Below are 15645 nucleotides of genomic sequence, written 5' to 3' on the forward strand. Positions count from 1 at the left end.
CACCACACTTCCGCCACCCCGCTCCCACCGCCCCGCCACACCGCGACCACATCACGCCCAGGGTTCGCGCAGTCTCGGGCAGCCCAACTAGGCTGTTTCATATGGACATTCTGGGGACCTCTCTTCGGGTATGTGTCGGCGACCTCGATGCCGCGGTCACGGTCTACGAACGGCTTACCGGCGCCGAGGCGATTCGCTTCCAACGCGGCGGGGTGGCGGTCGCCGCGGTCGGGTGCTTCTTCCTGATGAGCGGCCCCGAGGCGGAGCTGTCGGTACTGCGGAAGATCACCGCGACGCTGGCCGTGAAGGATGTCGACGAGGCGGTGGCCGATCTCACCGCGGTCGGCGCGGAGATCATCGCCGGGCCGCTGCCCACCCCCATCGGTCGCAACCTGATCGCCCGTCACCCCGACGGCTCGGTCTTTGAATACGTCGACCGCACCCAGGGCTCGTAGGTCTTCAGGAACTCCCAGGTCATCGCGCCGCGCTCCGCTCAGTGCCGCGCCGCCAGCCTCGCGCTGTTTCTTCCCTCCTCCCTGCCTTCCTTCCTGTCTTCGTTGCCGGCCTCCTTCCCGCCTTTCTGACCGCCTTCCCGGATTCCTTGCCGGCCTTCTGGCTGCCCTCCCGTCTCCTGTCCTCCCCTCCCTCACACCTCCAGGACGATCTTGCCGCGGGTCCGGCCGGCCATGCTGAGTCGGAACGCTTCGGCGGCCTCCCGGAGCGGGAGGGTCGTGTCGACCGGCACGGTGAGCTTGCCCGCGTCCGCGAGGATGGCCAGTTCGGTCAGGTCGGCGGTGTCGGGTCTGACCCACACCATGTGGCCGCCCTTCGCGCGCACTTCGCCGTCGGCGATCGACGCCACCCGACTGCGGTCCTTGAGCACCTCCTGCGAGAGTTCCACCGCGCCGCCGCCGACGAAGTCCAGGGCGGCGTCGATGCCTTCGGGCGCCAGGGACCGCACCCGGTCCGCGAGCCCGTCGCCGTAGGTCACCGGTTCGGCGCCCAGGGATCGCAGGAAGTCGTGGTTGCGCTCGCTGGCTGTACCGATCACGCGGGCTCCCTCGGCGACCGCGATCTGGACGGCCAGCGAGCCGACTCCGCCGGCGGCGGCGTGCACCAGCACCAGGTCGCCGGCCTTGACCCGGACCCGCTTGAGCGACTGATAGGCCGTCAGCCCGGCGAGCGGCAGTCCGGCGGCCTGCTGCCAGCTGAGCGCCTCGGGCTTGCGGGCCAGGGTGCGCACCGGGGCGGCGACGAGTTCGGCGTAGGTGCCGTGCTGCACCTCGTCCTTGCGGACGTAGCCGATGACTTCGTCGCCTACCGCGTATTCGGGGGCGTCGGCGCCGACCGCCTCGACCACTCCCGCCATGTCCCATCCAGGGATGAGCGGGAAGTGGGCGTGCATCACGCCGTCCAGATAGCCCGCGACGATCTTCCAGTCGACCGGATTGACTCCGGCGGCCTTCACCCGGATCAGCACCGAGTCCGGACCGACCTTGGGATCGGGTTGGTCGGAGTAGGTGAGAACCTCGGGACCGCCATAACTGTTCGTGGTAATTGCCTTCATGACCGTCACAACGCGTGACGATCGGTGGTGATTCCGCGGTCCGGCGATCTTTTCGAAGTGGCATATGCCAGATCGCGGCACCGAAGCCGCTACGTGCGCTCCGCCGGACGCATCCGGAACTCGTACCGCTCCGGTAGCGGATGCTCCGCGCGGGCCCGCGCGGCGATCTCCGCGGTGACCGGACCGTCCCCCGCCAGCAGCCGCTCGGCAATGGCGTACCAGGTATCGCTCAACGTCTCGTCGCCCTCCCGGAGATCGGCGATCTCGAAGCCCTCGTCGAAGATCTCGCGGGCCGCCCCAGGCTGTCCCTGGGCCAGCAGGACCTGTGCCGTCAGCAGGCGGAAGCGGCCGCGGGCACGGTCGGGCGGGCGCAGTGCCGCCAGCATTCCGGCGGCGGCCTCGGCCCGGCCCGCCGCGAGCAGCGCGGGCACCGCCTCACGAACGAGGGCGGACAGGACCTCCCGCCCGGCCCGGGCGGCGGCCGGATCGCCAGAGGCAGTCGGGACATCGGCGGCGGCCGCCCCGGTGGCGCAGTCGAACGCCTCGGTGAACCGGTCGGCGGCGTGCGCGGTCTCGCCCGCGACGGACTCGGCGACGGCCAGGCAGTACAGCGGCAGGCACCCGGCGCCGTGCGCCAGCGCCCGCTCCCAGCTGCGCACGGCCTGCGCGCGGTCGCCGGCGTGCCACTGGGCGAGCCCGAGGTGGTACTCGACGGCCGGTCCCGGTCGGGCGGATTCCAGGAGGTCGCGCCAGGCCGGGGCGACCGGCGCGGGCCCGGGGACGGGGCCGGCGGCCGGCAGTTCCCCCGTCCTGAACAGTGCCAGCCAGGGCTGCTGCTCGGCGCCCATGGTGCCGGGGTCGAACGGCGTACCGGGGAGTTCCAGGCCGGCGCGGGCCACTTCGAGGGCGCCCCAGCCGGAGCCGGTGGCCAGGTTTTCCTTCGGTTCCACGTCGGCATACGGGAGCCAGGCCGCGTACGCGGCATCGACGTCGTCCCGGGGCAGCGCCGCCGCCAGGCCGGTCTCCACGGCGGCGCGGGCCGCCGCCCAGTCCGCGCCATGCACGGCCGCGGGATCGGCGGCCAGTGGCCCGTACGCCTCCAGCCAGGCGAACTCCCCACCGGCGTCGAGCGGGACGTGCTCCAGCTGCGTGCGGGCCAGCCCGGCCTGGATCTCGGCGTAGCCGCCGGTGCCCGGTTCGGTGAGCCAGCGCTGCCAGCGCCGGCCGGCCCGCCCGGCGCCCCACACGAACAGCTTGCGGCCGGTGAGAGTGGCGGTGGAGGTCTGCACCAGGCCGCGGCCGTCGCGGTCGAGAGCGGCGATCCAGGGGCGGGCGCCCTCGGGCAGATCGTAGAAGTAGTCCGCGGGGAACTCGCTCTCCAACGGGTAGGTGCGGTCCGCCCCGTCGGACTCCGGCACCGGGACCCTCCGCAGGGTGCGCTCGTATCCGAAGTGCCAGGCGGCGTCGGCCGGGGCCAGTACGCGGGTGTGCTCGTCCTCGGGGACGGCGGTGTTGGACCACCAGTACACCGGGACGGTGTGGTGGTGCGGGTTGCGGATCCGCACGCCCACGTACAGGAAGTCGCCGCCGTCGGGCAGCCACAGGTCCACCTGGAAGGGCAGGTCGCGCAGCCGCTCCCACTCCCACAGACGGAGCATCTCACCGCCGTCGGGGGCCGGGACCCGGGCGGCGTGCAGCGGGGCGCAGGAGAGGGTGGTGTGCCCGGTGGCGCCGATGTTCCACTCGATGCCGCCGGAGAACCACGCCCCGTTGAGGGCGAAGGCAGCGGGTTGCACCACCGGGTTGCGGTAGAGCAGTTCGCGCCCGGTGGGCTTGTGGTGGAGGGAATGGATCCGGCCGCCGAGGCCGGGCAGGACGGTCGCGCGCAGCCGGTCGTTCTCGATGACCAGTGCATCGAGGTCGGTGCTGTGGCGGTCCCGGCCGTAGCCGTCCCGCATGCGGACCGGGAGGAGTGAGCGCAGCGGTTGCCGGCCGATCTGCCGCGCCATGTCGGCGGGAAGCGCGGCGCCCTGGGGGATCTCGACGCGGTGCACGTCCCCGGCGGCGTGAAGTGCGGGCAGCGGGTTGTCGGGGCCGAGGGAGGCCAGGGGCAGGGTCAGGGTGGTGCGTCGCACACTCGTGGCCACGGTTGCCTCGCAGTTCGGACCGGACCCCCTCGGCTGCGGCGGCCCCCTGTTGACCATGGAACAACGCGATCGCCCGTCTGAACAGGGCTCCTGCCGGCCAGGCGGGGTCAGGGTTGCGCAAAGACGCCTTCGAGGAGATCGGCCAGCAGGACCGCCCCGGAGCCGTCGGGGTCGCGGTCCGGGTCGTAGATCGCCACGGTGACGCCCACACAGCGTGGGGAGGCCGCCAACGGGGAGAGCAGCGCCCGCAGTTCGTCGGCGAACAGGCCGCCGGGGTCGGGGCTGTCCACCGCGGGCATCACGGACCGGTCCAGCACATCGGCGTCCAGATGGATCCAGAAGCCGTCCAACGGGGAGTTCTGGAGGTGCCGCAGGGCTGCCCGGGCGACCGTCTCCGGGCCGCGCCGCCGGATCTCCGCCACGTTGGTGCAGCTGATGCCCAGTCGGGCCAGCTCCTCCTGGCCCTCTTCCGCTTCGCGGGCCCCGAGGAGGCTCACGTCCTCGTCGCGGACATACGGGCGGAGACCCTCGATGTCCGTCAGATCGGCCTGGCCGCGGCCGGTGATCTGGGCGATGCCCTCTCCTGCCGCGGCGCCGACGGGGCCGCACACCTCGGTGTTCCCCGGATGCCGGAAGTCGGTGTGCCCGTCCAGATAGGCCACGCCGTACCGTCCCAGGCGTCGCAACGCGAGCACCGCGCCGAGCAGGATGCTGCAGTCGCCGCCGAGGACGACGGGGAAGTCGCCGCCGCGTACATGGCCCTCCACCCGGCGGGCGAGCCGCACGGTGTATCCGGCGATCGCCGTGGCGTGGAAGTCCCCGTCTCCCTCGCGCCAGTCCCCCAGGCCGTAACGGGGCGGCACCACCACGCCGCCCTCCAGTGCCCCGAGCCGCCGCAGCAGTCCCTGCTCCCGCAGTGCTCCGGCGAGTTTGTAGCAACCGGGCACCGCACCCGGGGCGGGCGGCCGCAGTCCCAGGTTGGACGGGGCATCGATCAGCACGTTCCGGCGCATACGGCGATCTTAACGGGCGGTGCGCAAACGGCCTGTGGTTGCAGGGGGTTGCACGAAAATGCCCGGGCGGACGGGGCCACGGGCGCATAGCCTCTACTGCTGCACACCGGAACGGCACGGCAGAACGGAAGCGGTGGAGATGGCCACGCAGCACACCTACCGAGTGATCGTCCGCGGCAAGTGGGACAACCTCACCGAGGAGGCCCGGACGACGCTGCTCACGGAGGCCGACGACCACGGGCTCGCCCAGATGAGGTTCACCGCCGAGGGCTCGCTCGCCTACGACACCGCGCTGCACTCCTTCAGCTACCGCTATGTCATCGTCTCGGACGCCGAGTACGGCGAGGAGATGGCCGCCGCGCTCGGGGAGGAGAAGGCGCAGGAGGCGCTGCGGGTGGCGGGCCTGGGTTACCGCGAGCTGCGGGCCACCGCCACCGACATGGACACGATGAAGATCAACCGGAAGGGCCGGTAGCGGCCCTCCCGTCGGCGTGCGCTAACTTCTCTCTTCCTCCGGGCGGGGCTCGTTGAAGCGGATCCGGTTGCCGAAGGGGTCGGTCAGGGTGAGGCAGGTGCCGAAGTCGTCCTCTTCCAGGCCGGGGCGCAGGTGCGGGTAGTCCTTGGCGGCCAGTTCGGCGTGCAGCGCACGCACCCCCGTCAGCTCGGCGTACACCGTGGAGCCGGGGGTGGCGTCGCCGTGGTGCTCCGAGAGGTGCAGGACCAGTCCGCTGCGGGAGACCTGGGTGTAGAGCGGCATACCGGGCTCGAAGCGGTGTTCCCAGTCGACGGTGCAGCCGAGGTAGTCGACGTAGAAGGCGTGTGCCGTGGCCACGTCGAAGATCCGGAAGATCGGTACCGCGCGGCGGACGACGACGTCCCCCGGCTCCTTGGGGGCGCTCACCGCGTCTCGCCGCCCCTCCGGGCGGCCGGGGCCGCTCCGTCGTCCTCCTGGTCCGCCGGGTCGTCCTCGTCTTCCGGGAGCATCTCGCGGGTGAGGGCCCACCGTTCGTGGTCGCGCCAGGCTCCGTCGACGAAGAGGAAGTCCGGGGAGAAGCCCTCCAGACGGAAGCCCGCGCGCTCGACGAGTGAGATCGAGTGCTTGTTGGACGGCTGGATGTTGGCCTCCAGGCGGTGCAGGCCCATGGGGCCCAAGGCGTGGCGGAGCACCAGCCGCAGTCCCTCGCTCATCAGGCCCCGTCCGGCGGCGTGGGCGAAGGCGCCGTAGCCGATGGCGCCGCAGAGGAAGGCGCCGTGCACGATGTTGTTGATGGTGAGGTAGCCCGCGATCCGGCCGCTGTCGTGCTCGCAGAACAGGAAGCCCTCACGGAGCGGTTCCTGGAGTCGCGCCAGATAGCCGTCGAACGCGGCGTCGGTATCCGGGGGGAAGAGCCAGGGCCGGTGCAGTTCGGCGCTCTCCCGGGCGAGGGCGGTGAATTCCTGCCGGTCGTCGGCGGTGAAGTGCCGGATGCCCACCCGGGGGCCACGTGCGAGATAGCGGTCGGTGCTCGTCATCAGCAGATCGTACGAGGGGCGGGTCCGGTGGGCCAACCACCCCTATTTGCACGTCGGACGTCGCCCTGGGGGCTCCGGGCGCGGGGGTGGCCGGCCCGGAGCCTTGGGGGTCGTTCCCCGTTGCAGGGAGGGGAGCGCACGGCCCGTTCAGCGCCACGCGGGCCCGTTCAGCGCCATGTGGGTGCGTCGGTGCCCCAAAGTCCCGGCGGTGTCGCCCAGTTCACCGGTCCGCCCTCGAAGGAAACCGGGGGCAGGGCGTGGCGCAGCCGTCCTGCGGGGCTGTCGGTTTCGCGGAGGTAGTGCGCGGGGTCGTAGCCCGTTGGGGCCGCGGGTTCCGTGGTGTCCTCGGGCGTGTGCCGTTCGGGCTTGTCCCCGAGGTCGTGTACCAACCAGCGTGCCGTACGGGCCAGCGCGAGGGTCGCCAGATGCGAACCACCCGTCCGGGCCTGCTCGGTGAGGGAACGCAGTACCGCCGCGGCCAGCAGGTACCCGCTGCCGTGGTCCAGTGCCTGGGCGGGCAGCGTCCCCGGGGTGCCGTCGGCGTGCGCCTCCACGGCGGCGATGCCCGTCGCGGCCTGGACGAGGCTGTCGAAGCCGCGCCGGCCGCTCCAGGGGCCGCCGTCGCCCCAGGCGGAGAGCCGAGCCACGATCAGCCCGGGGCGGCGTTCCGCGAGGGCCTCGGGAGCGAGTCCGAAGCGGTCGAGGGCACCGGGGCGGTAGCCGGTCACCACCACGTCCGCTTTCGCGAGCAGCGCCTCGAAGGACGCGCGGCCGGCGGCCGACCCGAGGTCGAGTGCGGTGGAGCGCTTGCCGAAACCGGTGTCGCTGTGGGCGTCCTGGCTCTCCGGGAGCTGTGGGGCGTCGATGCGCAGGACGTCGGCGCCGAGGAGGGCGAGCGTACGGGTGGCGACCGGGCCGGCGATTACCCGGGTCAGGTCCAGGACGCGCAGTCCGGCGGCGGGCAGCACCGGGTCGCCGGCGCGGGCCGGCAGTCTGCGCGGCGGCGCACCGGTGGCCAGGAGTTCCCGTGTCAGCAGCGGGTGCGGGGTGATGGCGGCGCCCTGTGGGTGCGCGGACCACTCCTCGGGGGTGCGGACGGCGACGGCCAGTCCGCCCGCCGCGCAGACGGCCTCCTGGAGCTCCTCGGCGCCCCGTGCGGCGATCACGGCCTCGACCTGCTCGGGGCCGGCGGTGTCCGGGAGGCCCAGCGCGTCGAGCAGACGGGCGCGGTGGTGCGGGTAGTTGGCGTGGGTGCGCAGCCAGCCGTGGGCGGTGCGCCAGAAACGGGAGAGCGGCGCGAAGTTGGTGGGGGCGCGGCCGTCGATCCGCAGGTGTCGTTCGCTGACGAAGGCGGTGGCCACCGCGCCGTCGTCGACCCGTACGGCGGGCAGCGGGCCACCGTCCCGCTGAGCGGCCAGCTCGGCCGCGGCGAGCCCGCAGACGGCCACTGTGGCGCGGGCCAGGGCCATGACCGGGAGGCGGGCGGCCAGCAGGCCGGGCGGGCCGCCGTAGGAGATCCGCCGGGTGAGCCCGGGATCGCCGCCGAGGGCCGCCCATGCCTGGTCCGTGCCGAGGGTCTGCCGCTGGGCCGGGTCGTCTCGTTGCGCCATGCACCGAGTGTGGCACTGAGTGCCACCCATGACTAGCGGTTCAGGGCCTCCGGCTTTCCTGTTCCGAGCCTTCCCGTTTTCCGGTCTCACTACGGGGTGGCGCGCCGCCACCGCTCCGCCGCGCCGGGCGCCGCCAGGGCCATCGTGCGGTGGACCCGGCGCAGCACGGCGCGGACCATCAGGGGGTGGATGCGTCGGACGGCGGCCAAGTAGAGGCGCCCGCCCAGGTGGTGGGTGCGGACGACCGTGCCGAGCGTGATCCGGTCGTCGGCGATCAGGAGCGAGGCGCGGAAGTCCAGGTGCCCGGCGTCCTTGCCCAGCAGGGTCTCGCCGCCGCGCCGGGCGAGCACGGGGAACGGGGCGGCGCGCAACGCCCGTTCCCAGACTTCAGGTTCGCGCGGCATACCGGGCCGCAGCGGCAACCGCCAGGCGTCCTGGAAGTCCGCATGGGGAAAGGCACCGCGTGCCAGAAGCGCGCCCTCCGGGAGGGCGACGGCCGTCGGCCGGTCCCACAGGAGGCGGTTGAGCAGCCGCACCCGGGGCGACCGGCGGACGGGGGCACGGAGGCTTCCGGTGGCCGCCCGTTCGATGTTGTCGAAGAGTTCCTCGACGACGGTCCCATGGACGGCGCGGACGGCCAGATGCCAGGCGATCCGGCGGGCGAGCGGGAGCCGGGACTCCAGGACGTGGTCGACCCGGCAGCGATCCGCTCCCAGGCGGTGGACGGTGACCTCGTGGTAGCCGGGACTGTCCCCGGAGGGGCCCGGGGTGAAGGCGAAGCGGATGCGGCGGCCCGGCTCGTAGGCGGCGACGTGATAGCGGACGAATCCGTGGCCACCGTCGGCGCCGACGCCCAGGGGGCGGTCGAGGCGCAGGGGCGGCCAGACGGGCGTCGGGAAGAGCGGGTCGGGCTCGCCACCCAGCCGGTCGATCAGGGCCCCTACGGCTTCCGCCGGGGCCTGAACGGTGCGGGTGTGGACGTCGCGGACCGTGTACACAGGACACCTCCATACGCTGGCGTATGTTTTGACCGTACGCTAGCGTATGGTCATGGTGCGAGAGCGGACGAAGGAGACCGGTGGCGGCGCCGCACGGCAGCGGCTGACCGTGCAGGACTGGGCCGAGGCAGCCCTGGCGGCCATGGGCGAGGGCGGCCTCGCGGCGGTCGCCGTGGAACCGCTGGCGGCCCGCCTGGGCACCACCAAGGGCAGCTTCTACTGGCACTTCGCCAACCGCGACGCACTCATCGAGGCCGCCCTGGACCGCTGGGCGGAGTCCCGCACCGAAGCCGTGATGGACGAGCTCGCCGACGAGCCCGACCCCGGCGAACGGCTCCGCCTGCTCTTCCGCCGCGCCACCCGCCGGGCCGCCGAGGACCCCCTGGAGGTCTCGCTGCTGGCCTCCGCCACGGATCCGCGGGTGGCCGCCGCGCTCGCCCGGGTCACCGACCGCCGGATCGGCCATATCGCCGACCTCTTCGTCGAGTTGGGCTTCCCGGAGGACGAGGCCCAGCACCGCGGCCTGCTGGCGTACACCGCCTATCTGGGCCACACCCAGCTCAGCCACTCGGTCCCGCGCTCCCTGCCGGACGGCCCGGCCCGCGAACGACACCTGGACGGAGTGCTGGAAACGCTCCTGCGCCCGGCGGGAACACCCGGCGCAGGCCCGGACGTTCGACAGGCGAACCCGCCGCACCGAGCGGCGGAAACCGCCGTCGAGGGGAGGTGAGCACGCCCAACGGGACCGCCGTCGCGCCGCGTTGACCGAAGGCTCCGGAGCGGCGCCCGGCCCACCGCATCCCCACGGAGATCAGCGCGGCACACCCCGCTCGCCCCAGGCATGTCACACGGCGGACCCCGGTGGCGTCCCAGTGGTGAGTACCTCACGCCACCCGCACGGAGGAACCGTGACCCAGACCATCTCCTTCCCCCAGGACCGCAGCTGCCCCTATCACCCCCCGGCGAACTACCGGCCGCTGCGCGAGTCCGGCCCGCTCTCCCATGTCTCCCTCTATGACGGCCGCAAGATCTGGGCGGTGACTGGCCACGCCGCGGCGCGGACCCTGCTGGTCGACCCGCGCCTCTCGTCCAACCGGCAGAATCCGGCGTTCCCCATCACGCTGAAGCGGTTCGAGACCGCCCGACGGGTGCGGACCCCGCTGCTCGGCGTGGACGATCCCGAGCACAACGCCCAGCGGCGGATACTGATCCCCAGCTTCAGCCTCAAGCGGACCGCCGCCCTCCGGCCGCGGATCCAGCGGATCGTCGACGAACTCCTGGACCGGATGCTGGCCCAGGGCCCGCCCGCCGAACTGGTCTCCGCCTTCGCCCTGCCGGTCCCCTCGATGGTGATCTGTCTGCTGCTCGGTGTCCCGTACGCCGACCACGAGTTCTTCGAGGACTGCTCCCGCCGCCTGCTCCGCGGGCGTTCGGCGCAGGAGAGCGAGGCGTCCCGGCTCGAACTGGAGGGATACCTGGGGGAACTGATCGCCCGTAAGGAGACGGAACCCGGCGACGGCTTGCTGGACGAGCTGATCGCCGAGCGCCTCCGGAGCGGCTCGCTGCAGCGCGAGGAACTGGTCCGGCTGGCCATGGTCCTGCTGGTCGCCGGCCACGAGACCACCGCCAACATGATCTCGCTCGGCACCTTCACCCTGCTCCAACACCCCGACCAGCTCGCCCAGTTGAGGGCCGACGAGAGCCTGATGCCGGCCGCCGTCGAGGAGCTGCTGCGGTTTTTGTCCATAGCCGACGGCATGCTGCGGGTGGCGACCGACGACATCGAGATCGGCGGCCGCACCATCCGCGCCGGGGACGGCGTGGTGTTCCCGACCTCGCTGATCAACCGCGACGAGGCGGCCTATCCGGCACCGGACGAGCTGGACGTCGGCCGCTCGGCGCGCCACCACGTCGCGTTCGGCTTCGGCATCCACCAGTGCCTCGGCCAGAATCTGGCCCGTGCCGAAATGGAGATCGCGCTACGCTCGCTCTTCCGGCGAATCCCCGATCTGCGACTCGCCGTGCCGGCTGCCGAGATTCCGTTCAAGCCGGGAGACACTCTCCAGGGAATGATCGAACTGCCGCTGGCCTGGTAGCGCCGATCGGCACCACCGGAGGCGGCACCGCCAACGAAAGGGGTCCCGAGATGCGGATCACCATTGACAAAGAGGTCTGTATCGGTGCCGGCCAGTGCGCGCTGACGGCCCCGTCGGTCTTCACCCAGGATGACGACGGTTTCAGCGCCCTGCTGCCGGGCCGCGAGGACGGCGGCGGCGACCCGCTGGTGCGCGAGGCCGCCCGCGCCTGCCCCGTACAGGCCATCGAGGTCACCGAGGGCTGACGCCGGAAGGAACTACGGCCTCCACTCCGTCCGCTACGGCACGGACCCCTGGGTGATGGGGAGTTCGAGGACCCCGGTGTCCTCGGGCGCGCTGGTGACCGTCACCCGCTTCACCCCGCGGTTTCCCGCATACGCGGAGTCGCTCGCGGCGATCACCAGCCGCAGCCGGTGCCCCGGCTGGAAGCGGTGCACGATGCCCGGGAGTTCCACGGTGAACGGACGGGTCACATCGGGCACCCGGGCCGGGGCCACCAGCCGGTGCACCAGCGTCTTCTGCCCGTCCGGCGCCACGTCGTAGAGCTTGACGAAGAGCACCAGCTTGTCGGCTGCGTCCGAGGAGTTCTGGTCCTGCTCGGCCTGCGGCGAGACCACCCGCAGGGTCACCGCGGGGGAGCCCACCACGTCCAGCGGTCCGCCCGCCACCGGCGCCGAGGTCCAGTCGAGATAGGTGCCCCGGATGTCGTACGACTGCGGGTCGGGCAGCCCGACCAGACCGGCCAGCGAGCTCTCCGAGTGGCTGGTGGGCAGCCGCAGATTGCGGTACGTACGGCTGCCGCGGACCACGCCGGCGCGGTCGTCGACGAGCGTGCCGTCCCCGGAGAGATAGAGCCGGCGGCTGCCGGCCGCGGGGAAGACGGACGAGGTGGCGTAGGTGGGGCCGCTGGTCACCCAGTCCCGGTAGTACGCGAAGGCCGGTCCGGTGGGGGTGGTGGTGCGGTGCCGCAGATAGCGGTCGAACCAGGCGAGGATCCGCTGCCCCACATAGCTGGTCTCCAAGTTTCCCCTGGCCAGGTCGAGTTCACCCGGCGCCGGGTTCTTCATCCCGCCACTGTGGCCCCAGGACTGCCAGATCATCCTGACCGGCGTGCCCTGGGCGGCGAGTGTGCGGTAGGTGGACGCGGCCTCGTTGAGGTTGAAGAGGGTGTCGGCCTGGCCCTGGACGAGCAGGGTGGGCGCCTTCACGGACTTCAGATAGGACACCGGCGAGACGCTCCGTGTGTACTGGAGCATCGCCCGGGTCTCGTCGGCCGGGTAACTGCGGGAGTCCAACAGCCGCTTGGTGCGGCAGGCCGGTGCGACGAAGTGCAGGCAGCCGGCGCCGCCGAGCCGCGACGGATCCAGGCCCGGGTGCAGCAGCCCCTGTGCCTCGCCGATGAGGAAGAACCCGTTCGTCCACTCCTGCTTGTAGGCCCCCGGGACGGGGCCGCTGACGCCGTTCGGGCGGTCGGCGTCGTTCGGGGTGAGGGAGTAGAAGAGGTCGTTCCAGGTGATCAGCGGGACCAGTGCGTCGACGCGGTGGTCGACCGCGGCGGTGGCCATCTGGATTGCCCCGCCGTAGGACCCGCCGATCATGCCGACACTGGGGTCGCCGGGCCCGTCTTTGGCAACGAAGTCGACCCGGGTGCCGTCGTCGTCGGCGCGGGTCCCGGCGAGCAGGTCGATCAGCCGGCTCGCCGCCCGTCCGTCGATCCCGGGGTCGTCGAGCGAGATGGGGCAGCCGGTCTTGCCGAACCCCAGGCCGGAGTAGGCGAGTGCGACATAGCCGCGGGTGGCGAACGTCCGGGCGATGGCGTCGGTCGAGCCGTCCGCCTTGCTGCCGCCGAAGCCGTTGGTGGTCAGCACGGCGGGCGCCGGGTGCGCCGCGTCGACGCCCCGCGGGCGGTAGAGGTCCGCGTCCACGGTGCAGTTGTGCGAGCCCGCCCGTACGGTCGCCTTCAGGGCGGTGACCGTGTACGGGTCGGCGTCCTCCGTGGCGGCGGCGGGGGCGCTCAGGACGAGGGGTGCGGTCAGGGCGGTGCCGGTCAGCAGGGCGAGGGACATGCGGAGTACCGGGTGGGATGCGACTCGGGACACGCTGGGCACGCAGACCTCCACAAGAACACCTCGTACCAACCAGTCGGTAACGCGCGCCCATGTTGTGACACAGGTAACGGACATGTCAACGCATATGACACGCGTCGCTGATAGGACGTCAGTTCATGGCCGCCCCATGGCAAATGTGGACGAAGAAGCCGTTCGAACAGCGGCTGGCGGGCAGCCTGCCGCGGCCGCGCGCCCGGCGTCAGCCCGTGGTGGGCCGTCCGCACCCCGGTACGTTGCGCAGGAAGTGGTCGAGCACCCGCACGCCGAAGTGCAGGCCCTCCACCGGCACCCGCTCGTCCACGCCGTGGAAGAGCGCCTGGTAGTCGAACCCCTCGGGCAGCTTCAGCGGGGAGAAGCCGTAGCCGACGATGCCCAGCCGGGAGAACTGCTTGGCGTCCGTGCCCCCGGACATGCAGTACGGCACGGTGCGGCCGTCCGGGTCGAAGCGCTCGATCGCGGCCCGCATCGCGGCGAACGACGGGGAGTCGACGGGGGCCTCCAGCGCGACCTCACCGTGCTCGTAGTCCCAGGCGACATGGGGACCGGTCAGCGCGTCCAGGGTCGTACGGAACTCCGCCTCGCCGCCGGGGACGACCCTGCCGTCCACCTGCGCGACGGCGCACCCCGGGATCACATTGACCTTGTAACCGGCCGACAGCATCGTGGGGTTGGCGCTGTTGCGCACCGTGGGCTCGACCAGCGTGGCGGACGGGCCCAGCTTCTCCAGCAGGGCGTCGACGTCGACGTCGGGCCGCTCGGGGTCGACGTCGATGCCGTGCAGCGCGGCGAGCTCGCGCAGCGCGGCCCGGACGGTGGGGGTGAGCCGCACCGGCCAGTCGTGCGCGCCGATCCGGGACACCGCGTCGGCCAGCCGGCTGACCGCGTTGTCGCGGTTGACCTTCGAGCCGTGCCCAGCCCGGCCCCGGGCCGTCAGCTTCAGCCAGGCGGTGCCGCGCTCTCCGGCCGCGATCGGATAGATCCGCATTCCGCCGCCGGCATGGAACGTGAAGGCACCCGACTCGCTGATGCCCTCGGTACAACCCTCGAAGAGGGCGGCGTGGTGGTCGGCCAGGAATCCCGAGCCGTCCGCGGCGGTGGCCTCCTCGTCGGCGGTGAACGCCAGCACGATGTCGCGCCGCGGACGCACTCCGCTGCGGGCCCACTGCCGGACGGCGGCGAGCATCATCGCGTCCATGTTCTTCATGTCGACGGCGCCGCGGCCCCAGACCACGCCGTCGCGGACCTCCCCCGAGAAGGGGTGGACCTGCCAGTCGGCGGGCTCGGCGGGGACCACGTCCAGATGCCCGTGCACCAGCAGGGCGTCGGCGGACGGGTCGGCGCCCTCGATACGGGCGACGACATTGGTGCGCCCCGGGGTGCGCTCCAACAGGACCGGCTCGATGCCCACGTCGGTCAGCCGCTCGGCGACGTACTCGGCGGCCGGGCGCTCCCGGCAGGTGCCGTCGCCGGCATTGGCGGTGTCGATGCGGATCAGGTCCGAGGTGAACCGCACCACCTCGTCGAGCGCCTGCTGATCGACCGCCTCTGCCTCCGGGGCGGACGGGTGCTCTGCACATTCGGTCTCAGCCATACTGTTCCTCCACGGCGGACGAGACGATCGTGGTGACCGCCTTGAAACACCGGATGGCGTCGTACATCTCCTGACTGGTATACGCGACGCGGCGCTCACCGCAGCGCTCCACGCCGGGCACGCATGTCGCGGCACCCACCAGATGCTCGGCGTCGAACTCCAACTCGAACCGGAACGGGCCGCCGCGTACCGGCTCGTGACGCACCGCGAGCGCGGCGCCCTCGCAGGCCGCGTCCCGGATCTCGGCCGCCGTGCGGGCCGGCGGACGGCACACCGCCGCATAGCGCGAGACATGGTCCTTGACCGCCACGGCGGGCGCCTGCGGGGCGTATCCCTGCGCGTCCTGGCAGGTCCGGTCGTCGCCCGTGACCAGCACCACGGGCACGCCGTACTCGGCCACGACGAGGGAGTTCAGATAGCCCTCGCCGGCGCGCGTGCCGTTGACCCAGACGCCGGTGAGGGTGTTGGCCAGATAGGTGTGTGCCAGTACGCCCTGAGTGCCGGCTCCGGTGTGGTAGCCGACGAAGGCGATGCCGTCGACGTCGCCGTGCTGGACGCCCTCGACCATGCTCAGGGCCTTGTGGCGCCCGGTCAGCATCTCGGCGCGCTCGTCGAGTTGTTCCAGCAGGAGGTTGCGCATCGTCCAGTGGGCTTCGTTGACCAGCACCTCGTCCGCTCCGCCGGCGAAGAAACCGGCGATGGCCGCGTTCACGTCCGAGGTGAACAGATGGCGGCAGCGCTCCCACTGCGGGGTGCCCGGCAGGACGTCGGCGGGCCATGTCACGCCCGTGGCACCCTCCATGTCCGCGGAGATGAGGATCTTCACAGCTGTTCAGCTCCCTCGCAGGTGAGAGGGCTGTGCGCGGCCCTCGACCGATCACGTTACGCGGCGCCCAACGCCCCTGCCAGAGCTGTGGAAAACTCCGGCGGTCCAGACCACTGAAGATCGTCTACGGCGCACGGCCGCACGCTTCAGGCCGCACCCGCGCACGCGGCCGCCCCC

At 72.2% G+C, this 15645-nt stretch carries 15 protein-coding genes; 5 read left to right on the forward strand and 10 right to left on the reverse strand.

Annotation, left to right across the window (positions count from 1 at the left end):
• Positions 1–101: 101 nt before the first annotated feature.
• A complete protein-coding gene (locus B073_RS0107425) occupies positions 102–455 on the forward strand; it encodes a VOC family protein (protein WP_018537447.1) in 354 nt (117 codons plus the stop codon).
• A 191-nt stretch (positions 456–646) separates the two neighbouring features.
• Here the strand turns inward: B073_RS0107425 and B073_RS0107430 are convergent, their stop codons facing one another.
• The 3 genes from B073_RS0107430 to B073_RS0107440 all read right to left on the reverse strand — a co-directional run bounded on the left by B073_RS0107430 (position 647) and on the right by B073_RS0107440 (position 4727).
• On the reverse strand, positions 647–1567 hold the full coding sequence (locus B073_RS0107430; protein WP_018537448.1) for an NADP-dependent oxidoreductase: 921 nt from the start codon (positions 1565–1567) through the stop codon (positions 647–649).
• An 89-nt stretch (positions 1568–1656) separates the two neighbouring features.
• Positions 1657–3714, reverse strand: coding sequence for a DUF5107 domain-containing protein (locus tag B073_RS0107435; protein WP_026247159.1), 2058 nt, complete (start codon positions 3712–3714; stop codon positions 1657–1659).
• Between the two features lie 107 nt (positions 3715–3821).
• Positions 3822–4727 (reverse strand): arginase family protein, encoded by a 906-nt coding sequence (locus tag B073_RS0107440; protein ID WP_018537450.1) that lies wholly within the window; start codon positions 4725–4727, stop codon positions 3822–3824.
• A gap of 139 nt (positions 4728–4866) precedes the next feature.
• Here B073_RS0107440 and B073_RS0107445 point away from each other — a divergent pair, with 139 nt between their 5' ends.
• Positions 4867–5202, forward strand: a complete 336-nt coding sequence (locus tag B073_RS0107445; protein ID WP_018537451.1) for a DUF6204 family protein — start codon at positions 4867–4869, stop codon at positions 5200–5202.
• Between the two features lie 21 nt (positions 5203–5223).
• On the opposite strand, the gene B073_RS0107450 is transcribed toward B073_RS0107445, so the two are convergent.
• The 4 genes from B073_RS0107450 to B073_RS0107465 form a co-directional block, all read right to left on the reverse strand.
• Positions 5224–5628, reverse strand: a complete 405-nt coding sequence (locus B073_RS0107450; protein WP_018537452.1) for a glyoxalase superfamily protein — start codon at positions 5626–5628, stop codon at positions 5224–5226.
• Complete coding sequence (locus B073_RS0107455) at positions 5625–6239, reverse strand: GNAT family N-acetyltransferase (protein WP_037811199.1); 615 nt, start codon at positions 6237–6239, stop codon at positions 5625–5627. The genes B073_RS0107450 and B073_RS0107455 overlap by 4 nt, the downstream gene beginning before the upstream one ends.
• Before the next feature lie 167 nt (positions 6240–6406).
• A complete protein-coding gene (locus B073_RS0107460; RefSeq protein ID WP_018537454.1) occupies positions 6407–7849 on the reverse strand; it encodes a CoA transferase in 1443 nt (480 codons plus the stop codon).
• 89 nt (positions 7850–7938) lie between these two features.
• A complete protein-coding gene (locus B073_RS0107465; RefSeq protein ID WP_018537455.1) occupies positions 7939–8847 on the reverse strand; it encodes a DUF2867 domain-containing protein in 909 nt (302 codons plus the stop codon).
• A gap of 46 nt (positions 8848–8893) precedes the next feature.
• Between B073_RS0107465 and B073_RS0107470 the strand changes: the two genes are divergently transcribed.
• From B073_RS0107470 to B073_RS0107480, 3 genes are all read left to right on the forward strand, one after another.
• Entirely contained in the window at positions 8894–9577 is a 684-nt protein-coding gene (locus B073_RS0107470) for a TetR/AcrR family transcriptional regulator (RefSeq protein WP_018537456.1), read from the forward strand.
• A 178-nt stretch (positions 9578–9755) separates the two neighbouring features.
• Positions 9756–10943, forward strand: a complete 1188-nt coding sequence (locus B073_RS0107475; protein WP_018537457.1) for a cytochrome P450 — start codon at positions 9756–9758, stop codon at positions 10941–10943.
• Between the two features lie 50 nt (positions 10944–10993).
• The gene (locus tag B073_RS0107480; RefSeq protein ID WP_018537458.1) at positions 10994–11188 is read left to right on the forward strand and encodes a ferredoxin; all 195 of its coding nucleotides are present in this window, start codon (positions 10994–10996) and stop codon (positions 11186–11188) included.
• A 33-nt stretch (positions 11189–11221) separates the two neighbouring features.
• Here the strand turns inward: B073_RS0107480 and B073_RS0107485 are convergent, their stop codons facing one another.
• The 3 genes from B073_RS0107485 to B073_RS0107495 all read right to left on the reverse strand — a co-directional run bounded on the left by B073_RS0107485 (position 11222) and on the right by B073_RS0107495 (position 15468).
• Positions 11222–13009 (reverse strand): CocE/NonD family hydrolase, encoded by a 1788-nt coding sequence (locus tag B073_RS0107485; RefSeq protein ID WP_018537459.1) that lies wholly within the window; start codon positions 13007–13009, stop codon positions 11222–11224.
• A 241-nt stretch (positions 13010–13250) separates the two neighbouring features.
• Positions 13251–14642 (reverse strand): M20/M25/M40 family metallo-hydrolase, encoded by a 1392-nt coding sequence (locus B073_RS0107490; protein ID WP_018537460.1) that lies wholly within the window; start codon positions 14640–14642, stop codon positions 13251–13253.
• Positions 14635–15468: a M55 family metallopeptidase gene (locus B073_RS0107495; protein ID WP_018537461.1), complete on the reverse strand. Its 834-nt coding sequence runs from the start codon at positions 15466–15468 to the stop codon at positions 14635–14637. The genes B073_RS0107490 and B073_RS0107495 overlap by 8 nt, the downstream gene beginning before the upstream one ends.
• Between the last annotated feature and the right edge of the window lie 177 nt (positions 15469–15645).

Origin of the sequence: Streptomyces sp. MspMP-M5, assembly GCF_000373585.1 — a bacterium.
Lineage (GTDB): Bacteria > Actinomycetota > Actinomycetes > Streptomycetales > Streptomycetaceae > Streptomyces.

Excerpts from the sequence above, each read along its gene's own strand:
- B073_RS0107430 (WP_018537448.1), bottom strand. The coding sequence starts at position 1,567 with ATGAAGGCAATTACCACGAACAGTTATGGCGGTCCCGAGGTTCTCACC.
- B073_RS0107490 (WP_018537460.1), bottom strand. The coding sequence starts at position 14,642 with ATGGCTGAGACCGAATGTGCAGAGCACCCGTCCGCCCCGGAGGCAGAG.
- B073_RS0107445 (WP_018537451.1), top strand. The coding sequence starts at position 4,867 with ATGGCCACGCAGCACACCTACCGAGTGATCGTCCGCGGCAAGTGGGAC.
- B073_RS0107470 (WP_018537456.1), top strand. The coding sequence starts at position 8,894 with ATGGTCATGGTGCGAGAGCGGACGAAGGAGACCGGTGGCGGCGCCGCA.
- B073_RS0107455 (WP_037811199.1), bottom strand. The coding sequence starts at position 6,239 with ATGACGAGCACCGACCGCTATCTCGCACGTGGCCCCCGGGTGGGCATC.
- B073_RS0107460 (WP_018537454.1), bottom strand. The coding sequence starts at position 7,849 with ATGGCGCAACGAGACGACCCGGCCCAGCGGCAGACCCTCGGCACGGAC.
- B073_RS0107440 (WP_018537450.1), bottom strand. The coding sequence starts at position 4,727 with ATGCGCCGGAACGTGCTGATCGATGCCCCGTCCAACCTGGGACTGCGG.
- B073_RS0107485 (WP_018537459.1), bottom strand. The coding sequence starts at position 13,009 with ATGTCCCTCGCCCTGCTGACCGGCACCGCCCTGACCGCACCCCTCGTC.
- B073_RS0107425 (WP_018537447.1), top strand. The coding sequence starts at position 102 with ATGGACATTCTGGGGACCTCTCTTCGGGTATGTGTCGGCGACCTCGAT.
- B073_RS0107480 (WP_018537458.1), top strand. The coding sequence starts at position 10,994 with ATGCGGATCACCATTGACAAAGAGGTCTGTATCGGTGCCGGCCAGTGC.